The sequence below is a fragment of the Aeoliella straminimaris genome (genome assembly GCF_024054565.1).
In the GTDB taxonomy this organism is placed as follows: domain Bacteria; phylum Planctomycetota; class Planctomycetia; order Pirellulales; family Lacipirellulaceae; genus Aeoliella; species Aeoliella straminimaris.
Genome location: NZ_JAMXLR010000006.1, coordinates 53,361 through 77,263, shown reverse-complemented (window position 1 = coordinate 77,263; position 23,903 = coordinate 53,361). Strand labels below are relative to the sequence as shown.

Annotated in this window: 23 protein-coding genes and 1 tRNA gene; 6 read left to right on the top strand and 18 right to left on the bottom strand. The window is 60.6% G+C overall.

The annotated features are described in order from the left end of the window. Nucleotides 1-280: 280 nt before the first annotated feature. Nucleotides 281-1,696: a PQQ-binding-like beta-propeller repeat protein gene (locus NG895_RS01710; RefSeq protein ID WP_252850710.1), complete on the bottom strand. Its 1,416-nt coding sequence runs from the start codon at nt 1,694-1,696 to the stop codon at nt 281-283. A 473-nt stretch (nt 1,697-2,169) separates the two neighbouring features. On the opposite strand from NG895_RS01710, the gene NG895_RS01705 reads away from it, so the two are divergent. Both NG895_RS01705 and wrbA read left to right on the top strand, forming a co-directional pair. After that, a complete protein-coding gene (locus NG895_RS01705) occupies nt 2,170-2,373 on the top strand; it encodes a hypothetical protein (protein WP_252850709.1) in 204 nt (67 codons plus the stop codon). 222 nt (nt 2,374-2,595) lie between these two features. Continuing rightward, complete coding sequence (wrbA, locus tag NG895_RS01700; RefSeq protein ID WP_252850708.1) at nt 2,596-3,207, top strand: NAD(P)H:quinone oxidoreductase; 612 nt, start codon at nt 2,596-2,598, stop codon at nt 3,205-3,207. A gap of 56 nt (nt 3,208-3,263) precedes the next feature. Here wrbA and NG895_RS01695 read toward each other — a convergent pair whose 3' ends face one another. Both NG895_RS01695 and NG895_RS01690 read right to left on the bottom strand, forming a co-directional pair. After that, the gene (locus NG895_RS01695) at nt 3,264-4,037 is read right to left on the bottom strand and encodes a hypothetical protein (protein ID WP_252850707.1); all 774 of its coding nucleotides are present in this window, start codon (nt 4,035-4,037) and stop codon (nt 3,264-3,266) included. 224 nt (nt 4,038-4,261) lie between these two features. Continuing rightward, the gene (locus NG895_RS01690) at nt 4,262-4,858 is read right to left on the bottom strand and encodes a hypothetical protein (RefSeq protein ID WP_252850706.1); all 597 of its coding nucleotides are present in this window, start codon (nt 4,856-4,858) and stop codon (nt 4,262-4,264) included. A gap of 158 nt (nt 4,859-5,016) precedes the next feature. Between NG895_RS01690 and NG895_RS01685 the strand changes: the two genes are divergently transcribed. Further along, a complete protein-coding gene (locus NG895_RS01685) occupies nt 5,017-5,451 on the top strand; it encodes a VOC family protein (protein ID WP_252850705.1) in 435 nt (144 codons plus the stop codon). A 107-nt stretch (nt 5,452-5,558) separates the two neighbouring features. On the opposite strand, the gene NG895_RS01680 is transcribed toward NG895_RS01685, so the two are convergent. From NG895_RS01680 to NG895_RS01665, 4 genes are all read right to left on the bottom strand, one after another. Further along, nucleotides 5,559-6,143, bottom strand: coding sequence for an ATP-dependent Clp protease proteolytic subunit (locus tag NG895_RS01680; protein WP_252850704.1), 585 nt, complete (start codon nt 6,141-6,143; stop codon nt 5,559-5,561). Between the two features lie 124 nt (nt 6,144-6,267). Then, nucleotides 6,268-6,927 (bottom strand): ClpP family protease, encoded by a 660-nt coding sequence (locus tag NG895_RS01675; RefSeq protein ID WP_252850703.1) that lies wholly within the window; start codon nt 6,925-6,927, stop codon nt 6,268-6,270. A 289-nt stretch (nt 6,928-7,216) separates the two neighbouring features. Beyond that, nucleotides 7,217-8,698: a trigger factor gene (gene tig / locus NG895_RS01670; RefSeq protein ID WP_252850702.1), complete on the bottom strand. Its 1,482-nt coding sequence runs from the start codon at nt 8,696-8,698 to the stop codon at nt 7,217-7,219. 314 nt (nt 8,699-9,012) lie between these two features. Further along, nucleotides 9,013-9,085 (bottom strand) — tRNA-Gly (locus tag NG895_RS01665). A gap of 235 nt (nt 9,086-9,320) precedes the next feature. Between NG895_RS01665 and NG895_RS01660 the strand changes: the two genes are divergently transcribed. After that, complete coding sequence (locus NG895_RS01660; protein ID WP_252850701.1) at nt 9,321-9,638, top strand: ASCH domain-containing protein; 318 nt, start codon at nt 9,321-9,323, stop codon at nt 9,636-9,638. A 10-nt stretch (nt 9,639-9,648) separates the two neighbouring features. Here NG895_RS01660 and NG895_RS01655 read toward each other — a convergent pair whose 3' ends face one another. The 11 genes from NG895_RS01655 to NG895_RS01605 all read right to left on the bottom strand — a co-directional run bounded on the left by NG895_RS01655 (nt 9,649) and on the right by NG895_RS01605 (nt 21,202). Next, nucleotides 9,649-10,314 carry a hypothetical protein gene (locus tag NG895_RS01655; RefSeq protein WP_252850700.1) on the bottom strand — a complete coding sequence of 222 codons (666 nt, stop codon included), beginning with the start codon at nt 10,312-10,314 and terminating at the stop codon, nt 9,649-9,651. A gap of 41 nt (nt 10,315-10,355) precedes the next feature. Further along, nucleotides 10,356-10,757: a hypothetical protein gene (locus tag NG895_RS01650; RefSeq protein ID WP_252850699.1), complete on the bottom strand. Its 402-nt coding sequence runs from the start codon at nt 10,755-10,757 to the stop codon at nt 10,356-10,358. Between the two features lie 117 nt (nt 10,758-10,874). Continuing rightward, nucleotides 10,875-11,936: a M28 family peptidase gene (locus NG895_RS01645; RefSeq protein ID WP_252850698.1), complete on the bottom strand. Its 1,062-nt coding sequence runs from the start codon at nt 11,934-11,936 to the stop codon at nt 10,875-10,877. A 112-nt stretch (nt 11,937-12,048) separates the two neighbouring features. Then, entirely contained in the window at nt 12,049-13,260 is a 1,212-nt protein-coding gene (locus NG895_RS01640) for a TlpA family protein disulfide reductase (RefSeq protein ID WP_252850697.1), read from the bottom strand. 426 nt (nt 13,261-13,686) lie between these two features. Further along, nucleotides 13,687-14,577 (bottom strand): LOG family protein, encoded by an 891-nt coding sequence (locus NG895_RS01635; protein ID WP_252850696.1) that lies wholly within the window; start codon nt 14,575-14,577, stop codon nt 13,687-13,689. Nucleotides 14,578-14,700: 123 nt separating this feature from the next. Further along, complete coding sequence (locus NG895_RS01630; RefSeq protein WP_252850695.1) at nt 14,701-16,089, bottom strand: MBL fold metallo-hydrolase RNA specificity domain-containing protein; 1,389 nt, start codon at nt 16,087-16,089, stop codon at nt 14,701-14,703. Nucleotides 16,090-16,609: 520 nt separating this feature from the next. After that, entirely contained in the window at nt 16,610-16,936 is a 327-nt protein-coding gene (locus NG895_RS01625) for a prepilin peptidase (protein ID WP_252850694.1), read from the bottom strand. 26 nt (nt 16,937-16,962) lie between these two features. Beyond that, nucleotides 16,963-17,466 (bottom strand): hypothetical protein, encoded by a 504-nt coding sequence (locus tag NG895_RS01620; RefSeq protein WP_252850693.1) that lies wholly within the window; start codon nt 17,464-17,466, stop codon nt 16,963-16,965. Nucleotides 17,467-17,526: 60 nt separating this feature from the next. Further along, entirely contained in the window at nt 17,527-19,389 is a 1,863-nt protein-coding gene (locus NG895_RS01615) for a UbiD family decarboxylase (protein ID WP_252850692.1), read from the bottom strand. A 71-nt stretch (nt 19,390-19,460) separates the two neighbouring features. Then, nucleotides 19,461-20,450: a hypothetical protein gene (locus NG895_RS01610; protein ID WP_252850691.1), complete on the bottom strand. Its 990-nt coding sequence runs from the start codon at nt 20,448-20,450 to the stop codon at nt 19,461-19,463. Nucleotides 20,451-20,572: 122 nt separating this feature from the next. Further along, complete coding sequence (locus NG895_RS01605) at nt 20,573-21,202, bottom strand: class I SAM-dependent methyltransferase (RefSeq protein ID WP_252850690.1); 630 nt, start codon at nt 21,200-21,202, stop codon at nt 20,573-20,575. Between the two features lie 132 nt (nt 21,203-21,334). On the opposite strand from NG895_RS01605, the gene NG895_RS01600 reads away from it, so the two are divergent. Together NG895_RS01600 and NG895_RS01595 are read left to right on the top strand one after the other, a co-directional pair. Continuing rightward, the gene (locus NG895_RS01600; protein ID WP_252850689.1) at nt 21,335-22,495 is read left to right on the top strand and encodes a Gfo/Idh/MocA family protein; all 1,161 of its coding nucleotides are present in this window, start codon (nt 21,335-21,337) and stop codon (nt 22,493-22,495) included. A 224-nt stretch (nt 22,496-22,719) separates the two neighbouring features. Next, nucleotides 22,720-23,862, top strand: a complete 1,143-nt coding sequence (locus NG895_RS01595) for a Gfo/Idh/MocA family protein (protein WP_252850688.1) — start codon at nt 22,720-22,722, stop codon at nt 23,860-23,862. Nucleotides 23,863-23,903: the final 41 nt, after the last annotated feature.

Genomic DNA, 23,903 nt, shown 5'->3' with positions numbered 1-23,903 from the left:
GGCTCGTGACATCGACCAGCTCGTTAGTTGCCAGCACTTGTGCCGAGAGAACCTCGCTGTACGTGCCGGGCAAGTTGAGCTTTCTATCTTGGGGCCACTCGAATGCGTGATTGTAGATTGGCCTCGACCAAGCCCTCCTGGATCTGCTGCCATATGAGTGTGACGTTCTTTATGGGCGCCAGTATAGTCGGCCACTGCAACGCAGGCCAATTGGGCGTTCAATGGGCGGCCGCTTAGGTGCAGCGGTGGCGCCACCGCCTACAAACGGGCGGCCCATTCGTCACTGGCTGGGTGGGGTTGCGATTGAATCGATGTGATAGCTGCGATCGTTCTCAGACTTTTCTTTGATGCCATAGACGTGCCCCTTCGTGCGGATGACGAGCATGCCCTTGGAGATGGCGGGTGTCGCTAAGCACACATCGTTCATCTGGTTCTTGGCGAGCAGTTCGTACTCCGGGCCGGCTTGCACCACGTATACCTCCCCATCCTCACTCGTGAAATAAAGCTGTCCAGCAGCGGCAACTGCCGAAGCAGTAAAACCTCCGCCACCGCCAAGGCGCTTGCGATACAGGCGTTCTCCGGTTCGAGCATCGTAGCAACTGAGCACACCGTTTACTCGGCAAGCGTAAAGATGTGGACCGTAGACCAGGGGTGTCTGGATATAGATTCCGTCCTTGGGGTTCGTCCATGCGATGGACTTGGATTCTGCGTCGTCTTCTTGAAGACGGAGGTCGCCGGCGCCGCCAGGTCGGATCGCTCTCAGCGGTCGGTTTCGTCCGTGAGCACTGCTCAGGTAGATCAATCCATGGCCGGCGACCGGTGTCGGAACAGGGATGTCGCCCCCGCCATCGAGCGTCCATAGCTCACGCCCCGTTTGTGGTTCGTAGCCGCTAGTCTGCCGGTAGCCGTTGACGACTAACTCTGTGGAGTGCGGCCCTTCGACCACCGCGGGAGTACCCCAGGTGGGAACGTCGTGCCGGTTGGTCCGCCATCGCTCGCGGCCGCTGCGAACATCATATGCTGCCAGAAACGAATCCTCCTGCACGTCGGCTAGCACGAAGACCGTGCCCTGAAAGATGATCGGCGAACTGGCATACCCCCACTGGGCGTCCGGCGCCACGTAGTAGCCGGAGTCGAGTGGCCCGAGGTCTTTCTTCCAGCAGAGCTTGCCAGACAGGTCCAAGCAGTAGAGTCCTTCAGACGCCAGGTTCACGATCACATGCTGTCCGTCCGTCGCGGGCGTCGCGTTGGCATGCGACGACTTGGTATGCCGCTTCATCGTGGGCGGACCGGTATGCAGTACTCGTTTCCAAAGGACTCGTCCGTTGCCCAGCGACAGGGAGTACACCTGCCAGGAATGCGATCCTTCGTCGTCCACCGAATCAATGTCGCCGTACAGGCCAGTGCGTAGGCTGGAGTCCTGTGCAGGGCCCACGGCTGTCACGATGATCACCTGGTCGCGGCAGATGATGGGCGAGGCGAGGCCAAGTCCTGGGATCTCGGTCTTCCAGGCGATGTTCTGGGGTGCGGAGATGTCCCAACTCGCAGGCGGCGCGTCGCCGCTGGCTACACCCGCTGCGTTGGTTCCACGAAATTGTGGCCAGTCGTCCGGTCCCAGATGCTCGCAGCTTGCGACCTTGGGAATGCCGCACAAGACCAGTAGAACCAAAAGTTCTCTTGCTTGTCGCGTAGTCATTCTGCTGAACGATCCTTGCCCGATTCTACTGGCCAGGCGACGGTTGTTGAAATTAACGCACTGTTGTTTATTATCCGTTGCCATTTCGCTGCTTGCAAGCGTGAATCGGGCAGCGCCGATAGCGGCCAGCTGCCCGGTCGATGCGATCACGAGTGAAACACGCCACAATGCACGTGGGAGGCCGTGAGTTATTCATAAGAGCCATGCCCCGAGATGGCTGGAGCTATCGCGAGTTGCTCGCGGGTCTGTTGCTGGCGGGCGTGAAGAATGTAGAACCTCGACCGGTCGAGTCGACGGGTCCGCCTTGCCAACTCCGCTGCAGTCGCCGCAAGCGTTCGCCACGGCCAGGGACAACTGGGATGCTCCAGCCCCTCGAGCGTGGAAGAGATTTTTTCTCAACTCAATAGCGATGCACCACACGCTGCGACACGTGTGGTGGGCTAATTAAACCGGACGGGCGCCCCCAAGCACTGATGGATGCCGCCCGCGTGTTGGTGTTTCTTAAAGGCAACAACGCGCACGACAATGAGTTCAGGTCAGCGGTGCTGAGGAACAACTATCACGTGTCACCTCAATTCAGGAATTTCTACTTGGCCTCGAATGTGTTCATGCTGCGCGGTTCGCAGAGCCCGGACAACGATCTCGTGCAACGGACCCGCGCGGCCCTGGATGCTTGATGGCGAGCAGTCCTCCGGTGTGCCTGCTGGTCGTGACCTAAGTGGTGCCGAATTCTCCGCGTCCTTAGGGTGTTCATGCTTACCACTGCCAGGACACCCTGGGTACGGAACCCCGGTGCTCGCCAAACCGGACAACCGGGGTAGAATGTCTTTCGACGTCGCGGTCGACTCGTCGACCGACGCCCTCAGGATGACATCAACACGCCGGTAAAGGAACACTCGATGAAAGTTCACGTCGTATTCTACAGCACTTACGGACATGTCTACCAAATGGCCGAAGCCGTGGCCGATGGCGCCCGCGAGGTAGCCGGGGCCGAGGTTTCGCTGTTTCAGGTGCCCGAGACGCTTACCGAGGTGGTGCTGGAGAAGATGGGGGCCAAGGAGGCTCGCAAGGCGTTCGCCGACGTGCCGGTGATCGAGCCTAAGCAACTGGCCGAAGCGGACGCCGTGATCTTCGGCACGCCCACTCGGTTTGGCAACATGGCAGCCCAGATGCGTTCGTTCCTCGACGCCACCGGCGGGCTGTGGAAGAACGGATCACTGGTCGGCAAGGTGGGCAGCGTGTTCGCCAGCACCGCCACGCAGCATGGCGGTCAGGAAACCACCATCACCAGCTTCCACACCACGCTCTTGCACCACGGCATGGTGATCGTCGGCGTGCCCTACTCGTGTGCCGGCCTGACCGTGATGGACGAAATCACCGGCGGCACCCCTTACGGCGCGACGACGCTCGCTAAGGACGATGGCTCGCGAATGCCCAGCGAGAACGAACTGTCGATCGCCAAGTTCCAGGGCAAGCACGTGGCGGAGATTGCGGCGAAGCTGGCAAGCTAGCGTTCTCCAGTGTTGCGGCCGTTGGCCGCTACGCTCGGAAGCGTTCTTGGCACGTACTACCCCGCCCGCACGTTCTTCCACCCGACGTATACCAGCGCTGCTTGCCCCGCCGCTAGCCACACGAGTAGCAGCATGAGGGTGATTGACGCGGTGGTGATCCACCGCTGTGACGTTCGCTCGGCCGTGGCGATGGATTCTTGCGCTACCGAGAGACGGTCGCTAAATTTGTCGATCCGTTCATCCAGCGAAGTGAGCGTCGCGGCAACGCGGGCGACAATCGTTACGATCTGCCCGGCGTGCTCCTCATCGTCGGTTTCGAGGTGCGCGCGGAACGTGGCCACCTGCTCGCCCGTCTCGGTGAGCTGGCTGCGGAGCGCTGTGATTTCTTCCAGCACGCCATCGATGCCGGCCGTATCGACTTCGATGCCGGCGACCGTGAGCAGTTCGACCAGCGAATGGGCCGACTCGACCGACGACTCCGCCACGCCGGCCCACTCATCCGCCTGCTCGATGCCCGCGGAGAGTTGTTCCGATCGTTCTGCGAGCTTGAGCTCGGAGGTGAGCCGCTCGCGAATTTCGTCGGTCGTACGGTCTTTGAGGCCATCGGCCACGTCGCTGGCGGTGATGGTCATGGCGGCCACGCGCTGCTGGACCTGCACGACTTTCTCTTGGGTGCCGTCCAGGGTGTGATCCACTGCAGCGAACAGCCGATCGGTCACCTGATGCGCCCGCGACGCGGCCCTCCATTCAACGAACAGCACCACCACACAAGCGGCCAGGCCGATCGCGCCGGCGATGAGGGCAAGGTATCCGAGGAGGCGTTTTGACATAGTCAGTGTGTTCGGTGTGTGTTCCGTCGTGTCACCTTGAGGGAGCCAAGTTCATGTCATCCTGAGGGAGCCTAAGCGACTGAAGGATCTAGCATGCAACGGTGAACGTATCACAACAAGTGGGAACTCGGAATGTCGAGCTTTCCAATTGGCCAATCCTGGCGTTCGGCAACCGAGATTCTTCAGTCGTCGGGACTCCCTCAGAATGACAGGGACTGGAGCGTCTAGTCGTCGTTGAAGTCGTGTTCGATCTGGATGTTCGGCAATCGACGCTCAAGTTCAGCGGCGCCTTCGGCGGTGAGGTCCGTGTTCCAGAGGGAGATATAGTTGAGTCGAGTTAGCTTGGCGAGTTGATCGACAGAGGTATCGTCGAGGTTCGTGGAGTTCAGGCTAAGTGTACGCAGGTGCCGCCAATGCGAAAGTGGCTCTATGCAGTCGCTGGCGGCCGGTGTTCTGGAGAGATCGACCGATTCAATGGTGGGCAGGTCGTTGATCCAGGGGACGGTCTGCTGTAAGACTGGACGCAATTCATGGGAGCTGTCGATCTCGGACTCTGTCCCGAGCCACACGAAGTTGGGCAAGTCGTACTGTCGATGTCCCAGTAACAACTTCTTCCAGTACGTGCGACGTGGTCCATCCGTCAGTATAGGATCGCCAGACAGCGGGTAGAATATCTGCGCCTTGTACTCGATCTTCCACCCCAATCTCCCCAACTCCCGAATTGGCCGCTCTACACTTTCCACCGCACTGATCCGCCAACCGAGTAGCAGGCAGAACAATGTGATGGCCACGAGGAACGTGCGGAGGCGGAAGCGGAACATGACCTCGATTCTACCCGCGAAAGACAAGCGGGTGGAGAGATTACTGCGAAACCGCTAACTACTGTACGCCAGGCACCGAAATGGTTGTGGACCTCGGCGGTGTCTGATACGTTGTCGGCGTAGGCGAAGTCCCGTCCTCTGTTTGGAGAACCGTTGCCATGATCAAACAGGCGTTTCCCTACCTGCGCGTTCGCGGCGCTGCAGAGGCCATCGAGTTCTACCAACGAGCGTTCGGCGCCACCGAGAAGTTCCGCCTGGCAGAGCCCTCTGGCCGCATCGGTCACGCGGAACTCGAATTCGGTTCGCAGATCGTGATGCTCTCGGACGAGTATCCCGAGTATGGTGTGCAGGGGCCCGAGGCGTTTGGTGGTACCGGCAGTTCGGTGCACCTGCACGTCGACGATGTGGACGCTGTGACCAAGGCGGCCGTCGACGCTGGCGCGAAGCTGGTGATGGAGCCCAAGGACCAATTCTACGGCGAGCGGTCGTCCAAGGTGCTCGACCCGTTCGGGCACGAGTGGCTGCTCGGCTCGCACATCGAAGACGTCTCGCCGGAAGAGATGCAGCGGCGGTTCACGGAGATGTTCCAGTAGGGACGCTACTGTCGGCGCATAAAAAACCCGCGGCCTGAAGCCGCGGGCTATTTGGTTGTTTTGAAAGGCGACGATTTGGTTAGTCGTCATTCGTAATTGGGTTTATCTCAATCCATGCTCTCGATCACCTTGTCGATGATGCGGTACTCGGCCGCTTCTTCGGCGCTCATGAACTTATCGCGGTCAGTATCTTTTTCCAACTGCTCGTAAGTCTGGCCGGTGTGGTTGCTGAGGATCGTGTTGAGCTTCTTCTTGGTCTTCAGGTACTCCTCGGCGTGGATCATGATGTCCTCGGCGGTGCCTTCCATGCCGGCGAGCGGCTGGTGGATCATGATGCGGCTGTTGGGTAGCGCATGACGTTTGCCTTCGGCGCCGGCGGCCAGCAGCACGGCCCCCATCGAGGCACATTGGCCGATGCAGTAGGTGGCCACGTCGCAGTTGATGAACTGCATGGTGTCGTACATCGCCAGGCCCGCCGTGACGCTACCGCCAGGCGAGTTGATGTACAGGTGAATGTCGGCCTTCGGATCGTCCGACTGCAGGAACAGCAACTGGGCGACGATATTGTTCGACACCTCGTCGTTGATGGCCGAGCCGAGAATGATAATGCGATCGGCGAGCAGACGACTGTAAATGTCCATCGCCCGCTCTTCGCGGCCGCTCTTTTCGATAACGTAAGGAATTAGGGGCATGATAGGGCTTCCTGATGCGCTCTGATTTGTTCGATTCGGCAACGCTGACTAGCTGGCCTGAAGGACGAATTTCCGCTGGTGCGAATGACGAGAGTCGATTTCGCCATCCGCCACCAGGGCGGTGCTATTCGTCGTCGTCTTCGTCGTCGCCCTCGGGTGTGGGCGGTTTGATCATGATCTCGTCGACCAGGCCGAAGTCCTTGGCTTCCTCGGCCGAGAAGTAGCGGTCGCGATCGCGCTCCTTGACCACTTCCTCCACGGTACGGCCCGAGTGCTCGGCCATGATGCGATCCAACAGGTCGCGGGTCTTGATGATTTCGCGGGCTTGGATTTCGATGTCGGAGATCTGCCCGCCGACGCCGCCGTGAGGCTGATGGACCATGACCTTCGAGTGCTTCAGGGCGTATCGCTTGCCCTTTTCGCCTCCGGCCAGCAGCACGGCACCGCCGCTGGCAGCCAGGCCAACGCAGTAGGTGGCCACCGGGCAGGTGATCATCTGCATGGTGTCGTAAATGGCCAGGGTAGCCGTGACGCTACCGCCGGGCGAGTTGATGTAGAAATGGATGTCCTTGCGGCGGTTTTCGCTCTGCAGGTACAGCAGCTTCATCACCAGTTCGTTGGCGTTGCCGTCGTAGATCTCGCCTTGCAGGAAGATCACGCGGTTCTCCAGCAGCAGGTCGCCTAGCGTCATCTGCCGCTGCCGCTGATAGTCGCGGTAGGAGAGTTGCGGCTCGCGGGCGTGTGCCTCGAGCGCGCCGGAGGGAAGTCCAAAAGGCAGGTTCATCGCCAGTCCTTTATGCGAGTTATATGTTAAACAGCAGGATTGTCAGGTGGGACGAGCGACCGCAGGCCACTGAGTGCACCTAGGAAGTGTACGCGCACTCACCCGGGAAGTCATCTCCAACTTACCCCAAACTCCGCAGTTGGGGATAGGGCAGAACGGGGGGGGCGAGGGGCCGCTTACGAATGCACAATGACCAATGGACCTTCCCGAGGAGATGGCGCCATTGGTCATTGGGATTGGATCGCGGGACATTCGCCCGCCGTCGGGTCGCCGGGCGGGCGCGACGTTCCTATTCGTCGGCCGCTTCGGCTTCCTCAGCCGCTTTTTCCTTCTCGCTGGCTTCGGGCATATCGCCCGGTCCGCCGGCTGCCATGTGGATGGCCTCGACCTCGTTCTTCTCGGGCGTGTAGGGCTCGTCTTCGAACTTGGCCTCGTTCTGCACGAGCTCGAGCACCTTCCGCTCGACGATCTGGTTTCGCAGCACGTCCATCAGGCCGCGTTTCTCGAGCTGGGCCCGCACCCGGCGAGGCGACTCGCCACTCTGCATGGCCATCAGGAAGATTTCCTGCTCGTAATCGCCCTCGGCAGCGTCGATGTCTTCTTCTTCGGCGATCCGCTCGAGGATGAAGTGCTCCTTCAGGGCCGTGGCCGTGTTGGCGCTGCTGTTCTGGCGGAGCTGATTCTCGCGGGCGCGAATTTCGGCCTCGCCAAAACCGCTGCGGCGAAGCTCCATGGTGGCCCGTTCCAGTTCGCGAGCGCTCTGCCGTTTGAGCAAGCCGGGGGGCAGCTCCCAGTCGGCCGATTCGACCAACAGCGAGGTGATTTGCTCGCGGGACTTTTGCTGCTGGCGGTACTCGAGCTGACGTTCCAGGTTCTGGCGGATGGCGTCACGCAGGGCGTCCTCGTTTTCGAAGTTGCCCAGTTCCTGCAGGAAGTCTTCGTCCAGCTCGGGCAGCTTCAGTACTTTGACTTCCAGCACCTCGAACTCGACGTCGAGCGTCTTGCCAGCCAGTTCTTCGTTGGGGGCACCTTCGGACAGTTCGACCTTAGCGGTCTTTTTGTCGCCCGCCTTGGCGCCATCCATCAACTTGTCGAAACCTTCCAGCGTGGTGTCGGTGAAGCTGAGGGTCGGCCGGATGCGAGCCACCACTTCTTCTTCCTGTTCGACCAGCTTGCCATCGAGCGTGGTCTTCACGTTCAACGTGACGTAGTCGCCCGTCTTGGCGGCTTCCTTGGTGGGCACCAATTGGGCGTAGCGGGTCAGCATGTTCTCGAGCTGCTCGGCCACGTCCTCGTCGGTGAATTCGCGAGTGGGCCGGGTGATCGACAGGCCCTTCCACTTGGGCATCTCGAATTCGGGACGCACTTCGATGTCGAACTCGAAGGTCATGGGGCCCGTTTCGGGAATTTCGACGGCCTCGAGGTCGATTTCCGGCTCGCTAATCGCGGCAAAGTGCTTGTCCTCGCCGATCTTCTCCAGGCAGTCCATCAGCAGGTTGCCCTTCACTTGATCGGACACTTCCTTCTTGAAGCGGCCTTCCACCAGCTTGCGTGGCGCGCGGCCTACACGGAAGCCGGGCACGCTGGCCGTGGGCACCAACTCGCTGAAGGCATCGTCGAAGTAGCGATCGATGTCGGCGCGAGATACCGTCACGGTGACGTGCCGCTCGCATGCCGAGGGCGACGTGACGTTCACAATCAGGTCGAGAGACGGAGTCTCTTCGGCAGCAACGCCGGCGTCGTCGTTGGGGGCATTGGTTTCGTCGGACATGGAAAGTCACCTTTCTCCTGGCTGGGCGACGGGGGTCGGTGCACAGGGTGCACTGGCGGCCTAGCAGAGGCCTCGAACTGTCGCCTTGTGTACTTCCGCGTACATAAACTGCAACGGCCCGCACCCCTTGGATTAAAAAGGAAGCGCGGGCCGCTCGTTGGGGAAAATCGCCCATCACAACTGTCAAACGCGACACGCGAGGGCACAAGTTCTTCGTCAAGCGAGCTTTCGGAGGGCGGTGCTTTGCGAAGCTCTAAATCACCAAAGCGCTTCGACGCACTGCACTCTGAACCCTCGATTTGACCTGACTCAAGAGCGGCTGATCGGATTCGAACCGACGACAATCACGTTGGCAACGTGATGCTCTACCAACTGAGCTACAGCCGCATCGTTTCCCGGCGGTTGCGAGGCCAATTCCGCCAGGGGCGGGCAGTCTCGCCACTGCCGAACCTCAGATTATATGCCTTGCGCGAGGCCTTTCAAGGGACGCCCCCTGGTTTTACCATCTTACGCCAAGTCTTTCGCCTGAGGGGCGTGGCCACCTGGCTCGCGGTGCGTGCCAGTCGGCCCTGGAATATTCCTTATCGGCTCGCTGAGCCCTGGACTTGGGTAAGATGGGGCAATGCTACTATTCAAGAAAAAGTTCCTTGAGGCTATCCGCAGCGGCCAGAAGACACAGACCATCCGGCTGTGGAAGCACCGCATGATGCGCGACGGGCAGCGGAGCTATATACCGGGCATTGGGCCGATCCGCATTCTCTCGGTCGAGCAGGTGGCAGTCGACCAGTTGCGCGACGAGGATGCCGTGCCCGATGGATTTGCCGATGCCGAGACGCTGAAAACAGAGCTCAGGAGCATCTACGGCGAAAAGCTGGCCGCCGGCTATCACGCCTTTCGGGTGCGATTTCGGGTCGGAGACGACCAGCCAGCGCCGTCTTAGCGGGTACTAGCTAACTTCGCTGCCAGCCAAAGGCCAGGATCTCGGCCACCGACTCGGCGATTTGGTCGCTGTGGCGGGCCAGTTGCAGCTCGCAGCTAGCAATCAGTAGCACGGCCAGCACCACCAGCGATACGCCTGGCGGGTGAGGGCGCACCACGGCTGAACGCAAGTTGGCGCGAAGCTGTCGGGCCAAGCGGTGCCAGCCCTCGAGGCTTTGCCGCGGGCCGCTGGACGCCAGCGAGGTGTTTCGCATGAGTGGAAATCCGTCGACGTAAAGCTGCACCCCCAGCTTGGGCAGCACCAGGCAGTCGCCCGCCCAGCGGAACGTCGCGTCCACGGTGCCAGCCGCATCGGAGAGCAGCGGCCGCAATTCCTCGGGTGTCATGTTGTAAATCACCAGCCGCGGCCGGGTGATCATGGCTGCCAGCACCACCCACAGCAGGTAGAACGCCAGCAGTACAAACCAGACGTAGTTGAGAAACTGCACGGTGGCCAGCTCGGGCCGAAACAGCTCGATCGGCCCTACAAAAACCAGGCCCACCAGGCCAATACCCAGGGCGGCTATTTCGCTAGCGCCGCTGGTGACCAGCGGACGGCGACGGCAATTCACCAAACCGAGCACCGCCAGATAGGCGGCCAGCGGGACGATGGCGATGGTGTAGCGTACAGGATCCAACAGTGTTCGGGCGGGCTTGGGGTGAACGGGGGTAGGGGGGCTCAATCGTCTAATCGATCGCGGGCCGCCCGCAGTTCTCGCTCCAGCTTGGCTTCCAGCGACTCGGTTTGCTGGCGAGCTCGGCGGACACGCAAGGCGTTGGCGAACCCATCCACCAGGGCCAGCATCAGCATCCACGCACAGAGCAATACGAGCAACAGAAGATACAGTGTAAACCACAACGGCTCGGCCGGCACCAGTGGGCGGAGAATTAACAGGGCCCCCAGCACGCCAATGGTGCCACTGGCCCGCAACCGCCGCAGGTACTGGGCCCGCGCAGCCCGTCGGTCCCGCTCGTCCAGCTCGGAGTCTTCGGCCACCGCATTCCAGGTCCGCCGGTGCGCATCGATCAGCAGTCCCGAAAGGGCCAGCAATGCCAGGGCGATGAAAGGAAGGTAGGCCATGGTGTGGAGTGAGAAATGCGAAGTAGCGTCGGCTTTCGGCTTGCGATGTGCCCTGACAGGAATCGACAAGTGGCATGCTTCCCCGATGGAGGTGAGCCGACGGCGGCCCGCCTCCGCTTACTTACTACCGGGTTCCACCGACTTGAGCCACTCGAGCACCACCCAGCCCACCTTGGCGAGCGACTCGCCCGAGCAGTGTTTGGGTAGGTCCTGTTCGGTGTGCCAGTAACTGCCCGCCGCGCCGAAGGGGGCGTCCGGGTAATCGGCGTCGATGATGTCGCAGGTGGGAATGCGGGCGATGTTGCGTAGCGGAACGTGATCGTCGCGAATGAAGCCCTGGTCGCGTCCACGTTTGGTGCGAGGAACAAATTCCTTCACCCCCAGTCGCGCGGCCGTGTTCCAGATGTCGAGCACCAGCGGCCTGGTATCGGGCCAGGTCATGCTGAATTTCTCCTGCATCAGTTCGAGTTTTTTGTCACCCACCATGTCCATCAGCACGCCCCATTTGTAGCGATGCTGGGGAGGGTTTTCACGGTACTGCCGGGCGAAGTACGTGCTGCCTTCGAAGTAGTCGCCGCGCTGGCCGCGGTAGTCCTCGAACACCAGTTCTTCGGCATCGAACAGCACCATGTCGACGCCAATGTTCAGGTTGGCCTGCTCCAGTTGATGTGCCAGCTCCATTAGCACGGCCACCCCGCTGGCGCCATCGTTTGCACCGATGAACACGCCTTCGCGACGCGCCCTGGGATCTGGGTCGCGATCGGGCAGCGGTCGCGTGTCGTAGTGGGCACACAGCAGCACCCGCTCTTTGGCTTCGGGATTCCACTCAATCACCAGGTTCGCACAGGGCGTTCGGCGGCCGGTCAGGGGGTGATCGACGAAGAACTCCTGGCGGGAGACCTTCGCGCCATGCTTCTCGAAGAACTTCTGCAGCATCGACTGCTGGCGAATCATGCCGGTGCTGCCGCTGGGGCGTTGGCCCAACTTGCAGATCTGCTCCAGGTAACTCATCGCCCGGGTGGCGCTCAGCGGATTCTCGCGCGAACCGTTCCGCGGCGTCACCGAGGCGGGCTGCTTGACCGCTACCTGGTTGGCGGCCGGCTTGCTGCGCGACGGCGACTCGCCAGGCGATTGGCCCTGGCTGCAACCCGCGTGACTGGCCACCAGTGCGCAAATCACCAGCCGAGGAATAAAGAGCGGGACCGGGGAGCGTAGCGGCGTAAAGTTCATCGCCCCATTCTAGGGCCCGAGTCCTTTAAAAGCGAGGCGAAGTCCGCTGCTGGCGGCGGCCTTATGGCTCGATCTGGGCTGTGCTTTCGGTGGCGGGCACGGCGGCCGAGCTGGTTTCACCGGGCCCCAGCAGGGCGTCGAGCGCCTTGTCGAGCTCGGCACCCAGGGCATTCATGTGCACGACATTCCCTTCTCGGTCGACCAGGAAGGCGCGCGGAATAGCGTTGATGGCGTACTTGTTGGCCATGGGATGCTCCCACCACGTGGCCTCCTCGCCCAGCTCGTGATGGAACAGAGTCTGCCAGGGTACCTTGTGCGCTTTGAGGAACCGCTCGACGGCCTCCTTATCCGAGTCGAGGCAGATGCCCAGCACTTCGAAGCCCTTATCGTGATACGTGCGGTAGGCTTCCTTCACGTTGGGCAATTCCTTGATGCAAGGCGGGCATTGCGTGGCCCAGAAATCAACCAGCACCACCTTGCCTCGGTACGACTGCCAGTCGACCTGTTCGCCATCGAGCAAAGTGCCTTCGACTTCCAGTGGGTTGCCAGGCAAGTCGAGCCGCCGCACCACGCCTTCGAGCCGCTGCACGCGTCGGGCAACACCTGGGTCGGGGTTGTCGGCCAGCTGTGGCAACGCACCACGAATCACTTCGACCACGCGCCCTGATTCGGGAGTCTGCGCCACCGTGTCGGCCAGCATCAATAGCACGGCCACGTCCGCCCCTTGGGCGTCGTCGCCACTCACGCCTTCTTGCACTTCGGCAATCAGTTTCTCGCGGTCCTGTGGCTGCATGCGTGGCCATTGTTCCATGCGTTGTCCGAACTTCGTCAGCTTGGCGAAGGCTTGAATTTCGGGCACCGAATCGTTCGCCGCTTCGTCGAGAAATGTGTTGAGCTTCTTGGTCGCACCATCGGCATTCAGCACCTGCAGCGATCGCAGGTAGTCGAACGTGCGGTACCGCGCCACTTTCAGACGCTGGTCGACCGTTGCGTCGGGCGAACGGAACACTCGCTCGGCCGCCTTGTCGAGCGCCCAGAACATCCGTTGCGCGTCAGGCACGGTCTTGGGGTCCATCTTCTGCTTGCCGGTACGCAGGTAGCGCATCATCCGGTCGACGTCGCCATCGGGAACTTTGTAGGGATCGCTACTGGCTTTCGCCTTCGCCTGGGTGTCCTGTTCTTCGGCCATCGAGGGGCAGGGCAGCACCATGCATGTACCCAGCAGCAGCGCGGAAGAAGTCAACTGCAACAAGCCTGACCTTGTGGCATTCATACAACTCACCTGTGGAGACGGTTGCCGCGGATGACCTGGCGTCAGTGCATGGCACTGTCGGGCCGCGTTGCAAACCAGTCGGTAGGAGCATCGCCTGGCATTCCTGCTTGCCGAGCATTGCTAAATGGTGGGGGAGAGCCGCCTTGCCCTGGGAATCGTCACAAAGAACCTGTTCTCTGCCAGACTCGAACCGCCGAGCTGGATGGTTAATTCCTTAGTATTCCGATTCGGCGACAAGAAGCAAGCGAAAACGGTCAATATGACCGCTGCGGAATATCACACTCCGAATGCGAAAGCAGCCCAAAAGCGAAACAGGTAAGCCAAAAGTCGAAAGCGGACATTTGGAGGACCACATCCACGGCATTCCTCCGACCATGGACAGCAGTGCCAGCATGCCGGTGATGCGAGCCGGCAGGATCTGCTGCGCTATTTGACGCCATGGAAGTCGGCTATTAGTTGCCAGGCTTCCTGCGGCGTTTCGGCGAACGAGATCAGGTCCATATGCTCGTCGGCAATCACCCCTTCGTCGGCCAGCGTCTGAAAGTTAATAACCGACTCCCAATACTTGCGTCCGTATAAGATGATGGGAATTGCCTGCATACGGCCTGTCTGACGCAGGCACAGCGTGTTGAACAACTCGTCGAGCGTGCCATAGCCACCGGGGAAAACCACCAACGCCGCGGCGCGGAGGATGAAATGGAACTTCCGCATGGCAAAATAGTGAAACTGGAAGCACAGCTCCGGCGTGATGTAAGGATTGGGCTCCTGCTCGTGGGGCAATTCGATGTTCAGGCCCACGTTTTTGGCGCCCACTTCGAACGCCCCCCGGTTGGCGGCTTCCATGATGCCCGGGCCGCCACCTGTGGTGACCACGAACTCGCACTTGCCATCGGTCTGGCAGACGCCGGAGACCAGCTTGGCGAATTCTCGGGCATGGTCGTAGTAATAGCTCTTGGCCATTTGCGCCTCTGCCCGGGCCAGCGTACGTTGCAGGCGTTCGTCGTCGGGCGCTTCGGACAGATCGAGCTTCGCAGCCGCCACCCGCTCCTCGGCTTCTTCCTTGGGCACGATCTGCGTCCCCCCGAATACGACGACCGTCGATTCGATCTTGTGGTCGCGCAGCAGTTGTTCGGTCTTCTGCAGCTCGAGCTGCATCCGCACCGGGCGTTGCTCCGACCGCTTTAGAAAGTCGACGTCGTACTCGGCCAGCTTGTAGCTGGGCGAGCGGAGGATTGCCTGCCGGTTACGCTCCACGGCCTCTTCGAGGTCCTCGCGATGGGCATCCAGGGTGAATTCGTCGGGTGCGGGCTTGGGCATGGGGGATACGAGTGGTTTGGCAGTTATACGTAGGTCGGAAGCGGTCTCCGCCACCCGCTCGCAGGGTTCTCGCTGCGTGAGGATGGCCGATGGCTCCATGGGGGGGCGAACTTCGCGCCCTATCTAACCTAGCGTATGCGATTCGCCCAGATCGGGCACTGTCACTTTCCACCCGCGATCTTTTGCTAGCGTTTTGGCCAGCGCCTCGGCCGAGTCGGGCTCGCCGTGCGTCAAAAACACCTGTTTGGGCGGCTGTTCGATGTGCGACAGCCAGCGCAATAGGCCGCTACGATCGGCGTGACCGCTAAGACCGGGCACTTTTTCCACCGCCGCGTGTACAGGGACGTCCATGCCGTGCATGCGGATTGTGGGGGCTCCTTCCTCGATCGCCCGACCGCGGGTGCCGACGGCCATGTAGCCGCCCAGCACGATGGTGTTTTTCTTCTCGGGCAGCCGCCGCTTCAAGTGATGCACGATCCGCCCGGCGGTCATCATGCCGCTGGAGGAAATAATAACGGCCGGCCCCTCGATGTGGTTGAGCGCCTTCGACTCGTCGACCGAGCGACACAAATGCACGGCCGGCCCGCCGAGCACGGGACGGTCGCCGCACAGATCGCCCTCGGACAGGTCGTGATCCACCGAGAACTCGCGGTAGATGTCCGTGGCGTTGCAGGCCATGGGGCTGTCGAGGTAAATCGGCAGGTCAGGAATCTTGCCTTCGCACTTTAGTACCTGCATCAGGTAGATCAGCTGCTGCGCTCGCCCCACGGCGAAGGAGGCCATCAGGATCACGCCGCCGCGCTTCACAGCGCGGTTGAACACGTCGGCCAGCCCTTCGGACAGGTCCTTGTCGGGGTGGTCGCGATTGCCGTAAGTGCTTTCGCACACCAGCACGTCGCACTCAGGCGCCGGCGCGGGGTCGTGATACAGCGGGCCGTCGTAACGGCCCACGTCGCCCGAGAACAAGATCCGCAGCGCCGGGTCGCGATCGCGAACTTCGACCTCGATCATGTTCGAACCCAAGAGATGCCCCGCATCGTGGAACCGGGCATGGATGGGACCCGCGATGTGATGCCATTTTTCGCGCTCCACTTCGCGCAGCAGCTTCACCGCCGACAGCACATCGCGCCCTTCGTACAGCGGCAGCGCCGGCTTGTGCTTCGAGAAGCCCTTCTTGTTGGCGTACTTGGCGTCGTACTCCTGAATTTTTGCCGAGTCGAGCATGATCAACTCGGCCAGCTCCGCCGTGGCCGGCGTGCAGAACACCCGGTGGTTGTAACCTTCGCGAACGATCTTCGGCAGATAGCCAACGTGGTCGAGATGAGCGTGGGTAAGCATCACCGCGTCGAGCGACTTCACATCGAACGGCGTTGGCTCCCAGTTCTTCTGGCGGAGCTTCTTGAGCCCCTGAAACATGCCACAGTCGACCAGCACCCGGGCGCCATCGGCCTCCAAGAGATACTTCGAACCAGTTACCGTACGAGCCGCACCGTGAAAAGTGAGTTGAACCATAGATGAGGGGTCGGGGGTCAGGGGTCGGGGATCAGGGAATTTCGTATGGAACCGCTAAGGATTCGAAGAAGACTAACCACAGAGAGCACAGAGGACACCGAGAGTGTCACGGTGATTCAAGGCTGAAGTCTCTACAAATCACATCAAGAGATCCTGCTGAATTAAAATTGAATCTATAGTGGTGGTGCTCTTCGCCGTCGTCGTCCAGGCACTGCTGAGAAACGTGTTTGGCGAACCAATCTGAGTTTAGAACCTCGCAGGCTCCATCGTAGCGTTCTTGGTCCAATAGCTCCTCGATAGATTGCCATCGCATTGCATACACTGTGTCAAAGCACACACGCACTTGTTTCTCACGCCAATCGACGAACTCCAAGACGAGTGTATGGTCCTCGTAGTGAAGTGCAGGGTGATCGGCATCCGCCGTAGAGAAACCGGGATCAATGGGGCGAGCGATTTCCAAATCTCTTCTCCGTGTCCCTCTGTGGCCTCTGTGGTTATTCTCTCTTGCAGTTCCTTGAGTCTAACTCATCCCCATGGCGAGCGCCACCAGGACGAACACGGCGGCCGTGACGAACTCGACCAGTGGGTATTTGGGCGAAATGGGTTCCTTGCAGTCGTAGCATTTGCCGCGGAGCATCAGCCAGCCCAGTACCGGCAAGTTGTGCCAGGGGCGAATGGCATGCTGGCACTTGGGGCAGTGCGAGCCGGGCCACACGATGCTTTCGCCGCGCGGCAGGCGGTACATCACCACGTTCAAAAAACTACCGACGCACCCACCCAGGAAGGCGACGAACACCATCACCAACCACCACTGGGCGTCGTTCAGATTGAGGGAACTAGCGAGCATAAAACGCTCGGCCGTTGCTTTCTTGACTAACTGTCGACCACCATATCACGGAATCGCTTCCAGCCTTCAAAGCCATTAGCGAGGACTGCACGTAATTCTTCTATGGTAGTGCATAGCGCGCGGTTCTTATAAGTGGCAGGAGCGTTTCGCAGTACTTGATCCGACGTGGCGACTACGACTGGTGGATCCATTGCGGGACACATGCTCATATTGCCTGCTGTCCCAAGCCGAAGCAGCAGGTCAAGCACCGGGTCTGATAGACTGCCTCGAATGGCGACCATGCACCCGTCAACCAGATCTTCCGCAAACACTTCAACCGAACCACCTTCTGCGAAGTCACGAGAATAGCAGCCATGATTGTCCAGCCCTTCTGGGGTTAGTTCTTCTAGGACAGCTTGTGCCGCTATGCGCTCTCTATCGGACAATGGCAATAGCACCTTCTCGCACGATGTTTCTCCCGTGAAAGGATTGGTCCTAGATTGGGGCTCATCTGACCAGCGGCTGGAAATGAAGAAGATGTCAAAACTCATCTGGTACCTCTCAATGTTGCTCTGACAGTGGAAACAAGCTCCAATTCAGTAGATCATCGGCTAGATCACTCCAGCCAATGGTCCTCCGCTCACAGCCATCGTCTCAATCTTCTTCGTCACTTCCGGATCCTCCTCCAACACCGGTGCATGATGCGGCTTGATCCTCGCATCCAGCACCAACGCCCCGCGGCAGCCCCAGTGTTTGTTGCGGGTGAAAGCTTCGATGCCATCGACGTCGGCCGCCGGGTTGGTGCGTGTGAAAGCCACCCACAGGAAGTTGCTCAGCGACTCGGCCACAAAGTTCGCATCGTTCACCACTAGTACCATGCGGAAACGATTGATCGCGTCATTGGACGAGTAGAATTCGCAGAAGCGGCGCACTTCGGACTGCGTGTCGGGCGTAGAACTCGGCAGTTCGAACGTTGGCGCGGGCAGCTTCGGGCCGTCAACCGCCAGCACGCCCGGCATCACGACGCGCGGGTTGCTGAAGCCCTCCGGCAGGCGGAGGTTGCTGGGAACTTCCGTGGCAAGTTCGAACCGCGGCGGGCCAACCGCCGCGACCACCAATTTTGAGCCGGCATTTAAGTCGCTGCCCGAGTAGTCGAGCGTGTCGATCGTCGTCTCGGTGTGGAAGTGCAGGTCGCGTGTCCAGTCGGCGCGGGCCAGCATGTGGGTGAAGAACTTTTCAATATCGTGCAGATCGAGCGCGGGGTCGTCGTGCTCGGCCGCAATCCAGAGGAACTTGGCTAGCGACAACTGCCCCTGCCCGAGAATCGCACATGCTTGAGTGAGTAGCTCCTGCGGGCGGTCGACCTCGCGGAACGGCATGTACCGTTCGCTGCCGATCGCCAAGAGCAGTGGATGCACGCCCGACTCGTCCACCGCGTGTACTGCTTTGATGCCGGGCAGCACGGTGGGAATGATCGGGCCCGTGAGCTCGTGAATCAGCCTACCGAAAAACGTATCTTCCTGCGGCGGCCGGCCCACCACCGTGAATGGCCAAATGGCGTCCTTGCGATGATAGACGTGCTCCACTTTGAGCACCGGAAAGGGATGCTCCAGCGAATAGTATCCCAGGTGATCGCCAAAGGGCCCCTCGGGCTTGAGCGCGCCGGGAATGACGGTGCCGCAGATCGCGAAGTCGGTATCGGCGTGCACCGGCAGACCATCGGGGCGGCGAACCATCCGGATGCGCTGACCGCTCAGCGCGCCGGCGAACGTCAACTCGCTCATCCCCTCGGGCAGCGGCATCACGGCCGCCAGATTCATGGCCGGGGAGCCACCGACGAAGATGTTCACGCGAAACGGCTTGCCGGCGTCCATGGCCATCCGCTGATGCACACCAATTGAGCGATGGATCTGATAGTGCAGCCCGATCTCCTCGTCGGCCTTGTAGTCTCGGCCGGCGAGCTGAATGCGATACATCCCCAGGTTCGACCGCTTGAGCCCAGGAGCGCGAACGTCCTCGGTATAAACCTGCGGCAGCGTGACGAACGGCCCACCATCTCGCGGCCAACTTACCAACTGCGGCAGCTGGCTGATGGTGGTCTCGTGGGCCATCACCGGCCCGTCACCCACCAGCTTCGGCAGCATGGTCATGGCCGCCAGCGGCGCGGTGGCGTATTTGAGCGGCGAGCGCAGCGCGGCCATCGGGTCGATCTTCAGCTGCACCAATCGCTCTACGGCATCATACGTGTCGCGAAATAGAAATTGGCATCGCTCCCAGGTGCCGAACAGGTTGCTCACCATCGGAAACTTGCAGCCGACCACGTTCGTGAACAAGAGCGCCGGCCCACCAGCCGCAAACACCCGGCGATGAATGGCGGCCGCTTCGAGGTTAGCGTCGATCGGCGCATCGATCCGCACCAAGTGCTTGTGACGCTCGAGGTCGTCGGTGCATTGTCTTAGGGAGCGGTAGGTCATGGCGGGCCGTGGGCGGTGTGCAGTGGGTTACGAGTATCGTAGCACCGCCAGCCCCCCACCGCACACCGCCCCTAATCCTCGGACTTGCCAAACTGCCACTCGTCTGCGGGAATTGGCTTATCCTTGCGCGGCAGGACGATATGCTTGCGACCTTTCTCGTTAATGGTCATCACTTGCACCCCAGCTGGGAAGGCGACTTCAAATTCTTTGTCGGCAACGGGCTTGTTTATTTCCAGCTTAGTGACCTGGGCCACCTCGCTCGATTCGAGCTTGCCCTCTCCAAAGTATCGCTCCGACTTCCAGCCAATTATTTTTGGGTCAGCGGGGTCCGAAGTGTCGTACTGTAGCTTGAGCGAAAACCTCGGCTGTCCATTTAGCTGCGATTTCCAGCGAACGGGAGCCCAACCATGTTTCGGGTCGAGTTCCAAGGTTGATGTCCAGCCGTTGTTGCGTGGCACACTAAAGCGTACGAGCTTCGTACGATCGACTACCTCCGCTGGGCTCTCCGGCGTCATCCGATCGGGTTGCCATCCTCCTCGCTCCAGTTTCTCGTCCAGTTCGCTCCAAACTAACAGTGGAAGCAGAGTCGTGCCGTCGGTCAGGAAACTATCAGGCGTCTCGCTCTGCTCCACTTGGCAAGACGGTATCGGAGTCAGTCCCCCGTCAAGCAGCATTCGCGTCTCCTCTCCGTCGAAGCCTTGTATAAGGGTGTACGGTTTGAGGATCAGCGGCTTAGCTTGCACTAGATTCTCGTCCGTATGAAGCCGCACCCAGCGTTTCTCGCCAGCCCGGCTATAAGCCAGCTCGAGGTGGGTATTCAGGTACTTACTGGATGTCACCTGGCCGAATGGATTGCCATTGACGTCCTGGTCCTTCGTTCCTGGGACGAATCGTTCAATCGTCGCCTCCACCCGCAGCGTCTTGATGCCCTCGCGACGTTTGGCCCAGGCGGTGCGAATCTCTTCGCGGAGGGTGTCGATGTCGGTCTGCTGGGCGACGGACGTTGGTAGAGCAACACACGCCCAGGCTGCAAGTAGGAGACAGAGTTTTCTCGCGTTCATCGAAATTCCCCCTGTTCTGGAATAGGCCAGGTTTCACCGATGACGATCGTTCGTCTGTACGCAGCTCAATTATTCCGCCGCCACCGACCGACTGGGCGCAGTCCGTCGGCAGGGACTGCTGCTCACATCCGTCGACGCAACTTCACACCGTCGCGGCCATGATAGCTCAACAGTAGCGAACCGGTGGCGCAGCACTCAGCGAACAGTTCTTCGCTCAACGCCTCTTCGCCGGGCCAGGGGTAGCAGTACACCAGGTCGAAGTCGTCGGGCTCAAGGTCCAGTTCGTCGTAGGCGCTCACCGCGTCGGTCCGCACCCAGTTGAAGTCGCCCGTCAGGTCGAACAGATCCACCTCGTCGATGGGTACAAAGCTGCCGGCGACGAAGTCGGCGTCGACGCCGTGGTCGGAGGCCAACTCGCGGGAAACGTCCACCAGGTCGTCCTCGATCTCGATGCCCACAGCGTCGAAGCCCAGCATCGCGGCCAGGCAGGTCACCACGCCCACGCCCGAACCCCATTCCACGAACCGCCGGCCCGGCGCGAGGTTTGTCGCGGCAATGGCTGCCAGCGACTGGTAGACCAGTACAAAGTCGCTGGGCACGAACGCGGCGACGGGCGTATCGCGATGCTCGAACTGAAAACCGTCGATTCGCTCGTCGGCGTCGTCTAATAAAGCAGTCACACGCTCGGGCAATAGCAGCGCCGGCGGGTCGAAAGGTACGGTCTTCAATCGGGCCATCTTTCGTTGGGCCATCTTTCATCGGGCCATGGTTGCGAGCGGTGTACGGGTGCCATTATCCTGGATGGCTTCGCATTATGCCTTTACTACCGCCTTCGACACCAGCGGGCGGCCACTCTTCCCCACGACAGCTTGGAGTCAACCTTTATGCCAGCGGACATCAATGTCGGACTGATCGGCTACAAATTCATGGGCAAGGCACACTCCAACGCCTACATGACGGTCGACAAGTTCTTCGACACCACGGCGAAACCTGTCATGAAGGCCGTTTGCGGCCGCGACGAGAAAGCGGTTGCCGCATTCGCCAAGCGGTGGGGCTGGGAAAGCTTCGAAATCATGTGGCAGGAGCTGGTCCAGCGGGACGACATCGATCTGGTGGACATTGGCACTCCCGGCAGCACGCACGCCGCAATGGCCATCGGCGCGGCCCAGGCCGGTAAGCACGTGTTCTGCGAGAAGCCGCTGGCCCCCACGCTGGACGAAGCCCGCCGCATGCTGGCCGAAGTCCGCACCGCGGGGGTCAAGCACATGGTGAACTTCAATTATCGCCGGGTGCCCGCCGTGTCGTTGGCCAAGAAGATGATCGAGGCGGACGAAATTGGCGAGATCCGCCACGCCCGCTTTACCTACCTGCAAGACTGGCTGGTCGATCCCGAATTCCCGATGAACTGGCGACTACGGCAGGACACCGCCGGCAGCGGCGCCCACGGCGACCTGGGAGCCCACGCCATCGATTTGGCCCACTTCCTGGTGGGCGACCTGGCCAGCGTCGTCGGCCAGAAGAAAACCTTCATCACCGAGCGGCCGGCCGAGGGCACCAGCGACGGCCTCACCGCCACGGCCGGCGAAGGCACCGAACAAGTCACCGTCGACGACACCAGCATGTGGCTCACCAAATTTGCCAATGGTGCGTTTGGCACCTTCGAAGCTACGCGACTCGCACCGGGGCGGAAAAACTTCAACCGCTTCGAGATCAACGGCAGCAAGGGGACGCTGGCCTGGTGTTTCGAGGACATGAACTGGCTGGAGTACTACAGCACCGAGTGCCCCGAGCACTCGCAGGGCTTCCGCCGCATTATGGCCACCGAAGGCTGTCACCCGTATGTCGGCAACTGGTGGCCGCCAGGACACATCCTGGGCTACGAACACGGCTTCACCCACGCGGTGTACGACCTGCTGGAAGACATCGCCCAGGACCGCCCCTGCTGGCCCGACTTCCGCGACGGCGCCCAAGTGGTCGCCGTGCTGGATGCGGTCGACAAGTCGATCGACTCCGGCAGCTGGGCGGATGTGGAGAAGATTGAGTAAATGGACAACCGCTAAGAACACTAACCACAGAGGGCACAGAGAACGCGGAGGAAGTGAGAACAATAGTGTTAGCTGTTCTCCGCTGGTCATGATTGGTGTCGATTGGCGGAGATTGGTGTTCCCAGAAACTCCGTGACCTCTGTGTTCTCCGTGGTGAAAACGAATCCTACCTCCGGGCGCTGACGCTTCCGGCTCACCTAGAACCCGAACCCTACCCACCTCCCATGATTAAAACAGCCATTATCGGTACTGGTTTTATTGGCCCCGCGCACGTCGAGGCGATTCGTCGACTTGGATTTGTCGACGTGATTGCAGTTTCCGAGCGTAACCAGGAACTGGCCGAGGCCAAGGCGGCCGAACTCTCCATTCCCAAGGCCTACGGCGACTATCACGAGCTGCTGGCCGATCCGCAAATTCAGGTGGTGCATAACTGCACGCCCAACCATCTGCACTTCGAGGTCAATAAGGCCATCATCGAGGCCTCGAAGCACGTGGTGAGCGAGAAGCCGCTGGCGATGAACAGCACCGAGTCGCGAGAATTGGTCCGACTGGCTGATGAAGCAGGCGTGGTGAACGCCATTAACTTCAACTACCGTTTCATGCCGCTGGTGCAGCAGGCCAAGCAGATGGTGGCCAAGGGCGACATCGGCCCGGTGCATTCCATCCATGGCAGCTATCTGCAGGACTGGCTGCTCAAAGAGACCGACTGGAATTGGCGGCTGGTCCCCGAATTGTCGGGCGATTCGCGGGCCATCGCCGATATCGGCAGCCACTGGTGCGACATCGTGCAGTTCGTGTCCGGCGCCAAGATCAAGAGCGTGATGGCCGATCTGGTGACCATCCACAAGGAGCGGAAAAAGCCCACCGTGGAGATGGAAACCTACTCGGGCCGCGAACTGCAGCCGGGCGAGTACGAAGCGATGCCCATCAACACCGAGGATTATGCCAGCGTGTTGTTGGAGTTCGACAGCGGCGCCCATGGCGTGATGACCGTCAGCCAGTGTGCGGCGGGGCAGAAGAACCGCTTGAGCTTTGAGATCGACGGCGCCAATTCTGCGCTGTGCTGGGACCAACAGCGGCCCAACGAACTGTGGATCGGCCACCGCGACACGCCCAACCAGATGATGCTGAAGGATGCCAGCCTGATGCACGACGAGGCCAAGGAGTACGCCCACTTCCCCGGCGGTCATGGCGAAGCCTGGCCCGATGGCCCGAAGAACCTGTTCCGCAACGTCTACGGCCACTTGAACGGTACCCGCCCCGGCGGCGACTTTGCCACCTTCATCGACGGCCACAACGAGATTGCCATTTGCGAAGCGATGGTCCAGAGCAACAAGGAACGCAAGTGGGTGGACGTGGAGTACTAGGGCTGTTGGCCGTCAGCTGTAAGCTATCAGCCCCAGGGAGC

Bases quoted from the DNA above. Each gene is read 5' to 3' on its own strand.
- NG895_RS01710 (WP_252850710.1), bottom strand. From the start codon at position 1,696: ATGACTACGCGACAAGCAAGAGAACTTTTGGTTCTACTGGTCTTGTGC.
- NG895_RS01705 (WP_252850709.1), top strand. From the start codon at position 2,170: ATGGATGCCGCCCGCGTGTTGGTGTTTCTTAAAGGCAACAACGCGCAC.
- wrbA (WP_252850708.1), top strand. From the start codon at position 2,596: ATGAAAGTTCACGTCGTATTCTACAGCACTTACGGACATGTCTACCAA.
- NG895_RS01695 (WP_252850707.1), bottom strand. From the start codon at position 4,037: ATGTCAAAACGCCTCCTCGGATACCTTGCCCTCATCGCCGGCGCGATC.
- NG895_RS01690 (WP_252850706.1), bottom strand. From the start codon at position 4,858: ATGTTCCGCTTCCGCCTCCGCACGTTCCTCGTGGCCATCACATTGTTC.
- NG895_RS01685 (WP_252850705.1), top strand. From the start codon at position 5,017: ATGATCAAACAGGCGTTTCCCTACCTGCGCGTTCGCGGCGCTGCAGAG.
- NG895_RS01680 (WP_252850704.1), bottom strand. From the start codon at position 6,143: ATGCCCCTAATTCCTTACGTTATCGAAAAGAGCGGCCGCGAAGAGCGG.
- NG895_RS01675 (WP_252850703.1), bottom strand. From the start codon at position 6,927: ATGAACCTGCCTTTTGGACTTCCCTCCGGCGCGCTCGAGGCACACGCC.
- tig (WP_252850702.1), bottom strand. From the start codon at position 8,698: ATGTCCGACGAAACCAATGCCCCCAACGACGACGCCGGCGTTGCTGCC.
- NG895_RS01660 (WP_252850701.1), top strand. From the start codon at position 9,321: ATGCTACTATTCAAGAAAAAGTTCCTTGAGGCTATCCGCAGCGGCCAG.
- NG895_RS01650 (WP_252850699.1), bottom strand. From the start codon at position 10,757: ATGGCCTACCTTCCTTTCATCGCCCTGGCATTGCTGGCCCTTTCGGGA.
- NG895_RS01640 (WP_252850697.1), bottom strand. From the start codon at position 13,260: ATGAATGCCACAAGGTCAGGCTTGTTGCAGTTGACTTCTTCCGCGCTG.
- NG895_RS01635 (WP_252850696.1), bottom strand. From the start codon at position 14,577: ATGCCCAAGCCCGCACCCGACGAATTCACCCTGGATGCCCATCGCGAG.
- NG895_RS01630 (WP_252850695.1), bottom strand. From the start codon at position 16,089: ATGGTTCAACTCACTTTTCACGGTGCGGCTCGTACGGTAACTGGTTCG.
- NG895_RS01625 (WP_252850694.1), bottom strand. From the start codon at position 16,936: ATGCTCGCTAGTTCCCTCAATCTGAACGACGCCCAGTGGTGGTTGGTG.
- NG895_RS01620 (WP_252850693.1), bottom strand. From the start codon at position 17,466: ATGAGTTTTGACATCTTCTTCATTTCCAGCCGCTGGTCAGATGAGCCC.
- NG895_RS01615 (WP_252850692.1), bottom strand. From the start codon at position 19,389: ATGACCTACCGCTCCCTAAGACAATGCACCGACGACCTCGAGCGTCAC.
- NG895_RS01610 (WP_252850691.1), bottom strand. From the start codon at position 20,450: ATGAACGCGAGAAAACTCTGTCTCCTACTTGCAGCCTGGGCGTGTGTT.
- NG895_RS01605 (WP_252850690.1), bottom strand. From the start codon at position 21,202: ATGGCCCAACGAAAGATGGCCCGATTGAAGACCGTACCTTTCGACCCG.
- NG895_RS01600 (WP_252850689.1), top strand. From the start codon at position 21,335: ATGCCAGCGGACATCAATGTCGGACTGATCGGCTACAAATTCATGGGC.
- NG895_RS01595 (WP_252850688.1), top strand. From the start codon at position 22,720: ATGATTAAAACAGCCATTATCGGTACTGGTTTTATTGGCCCCGCGCAC.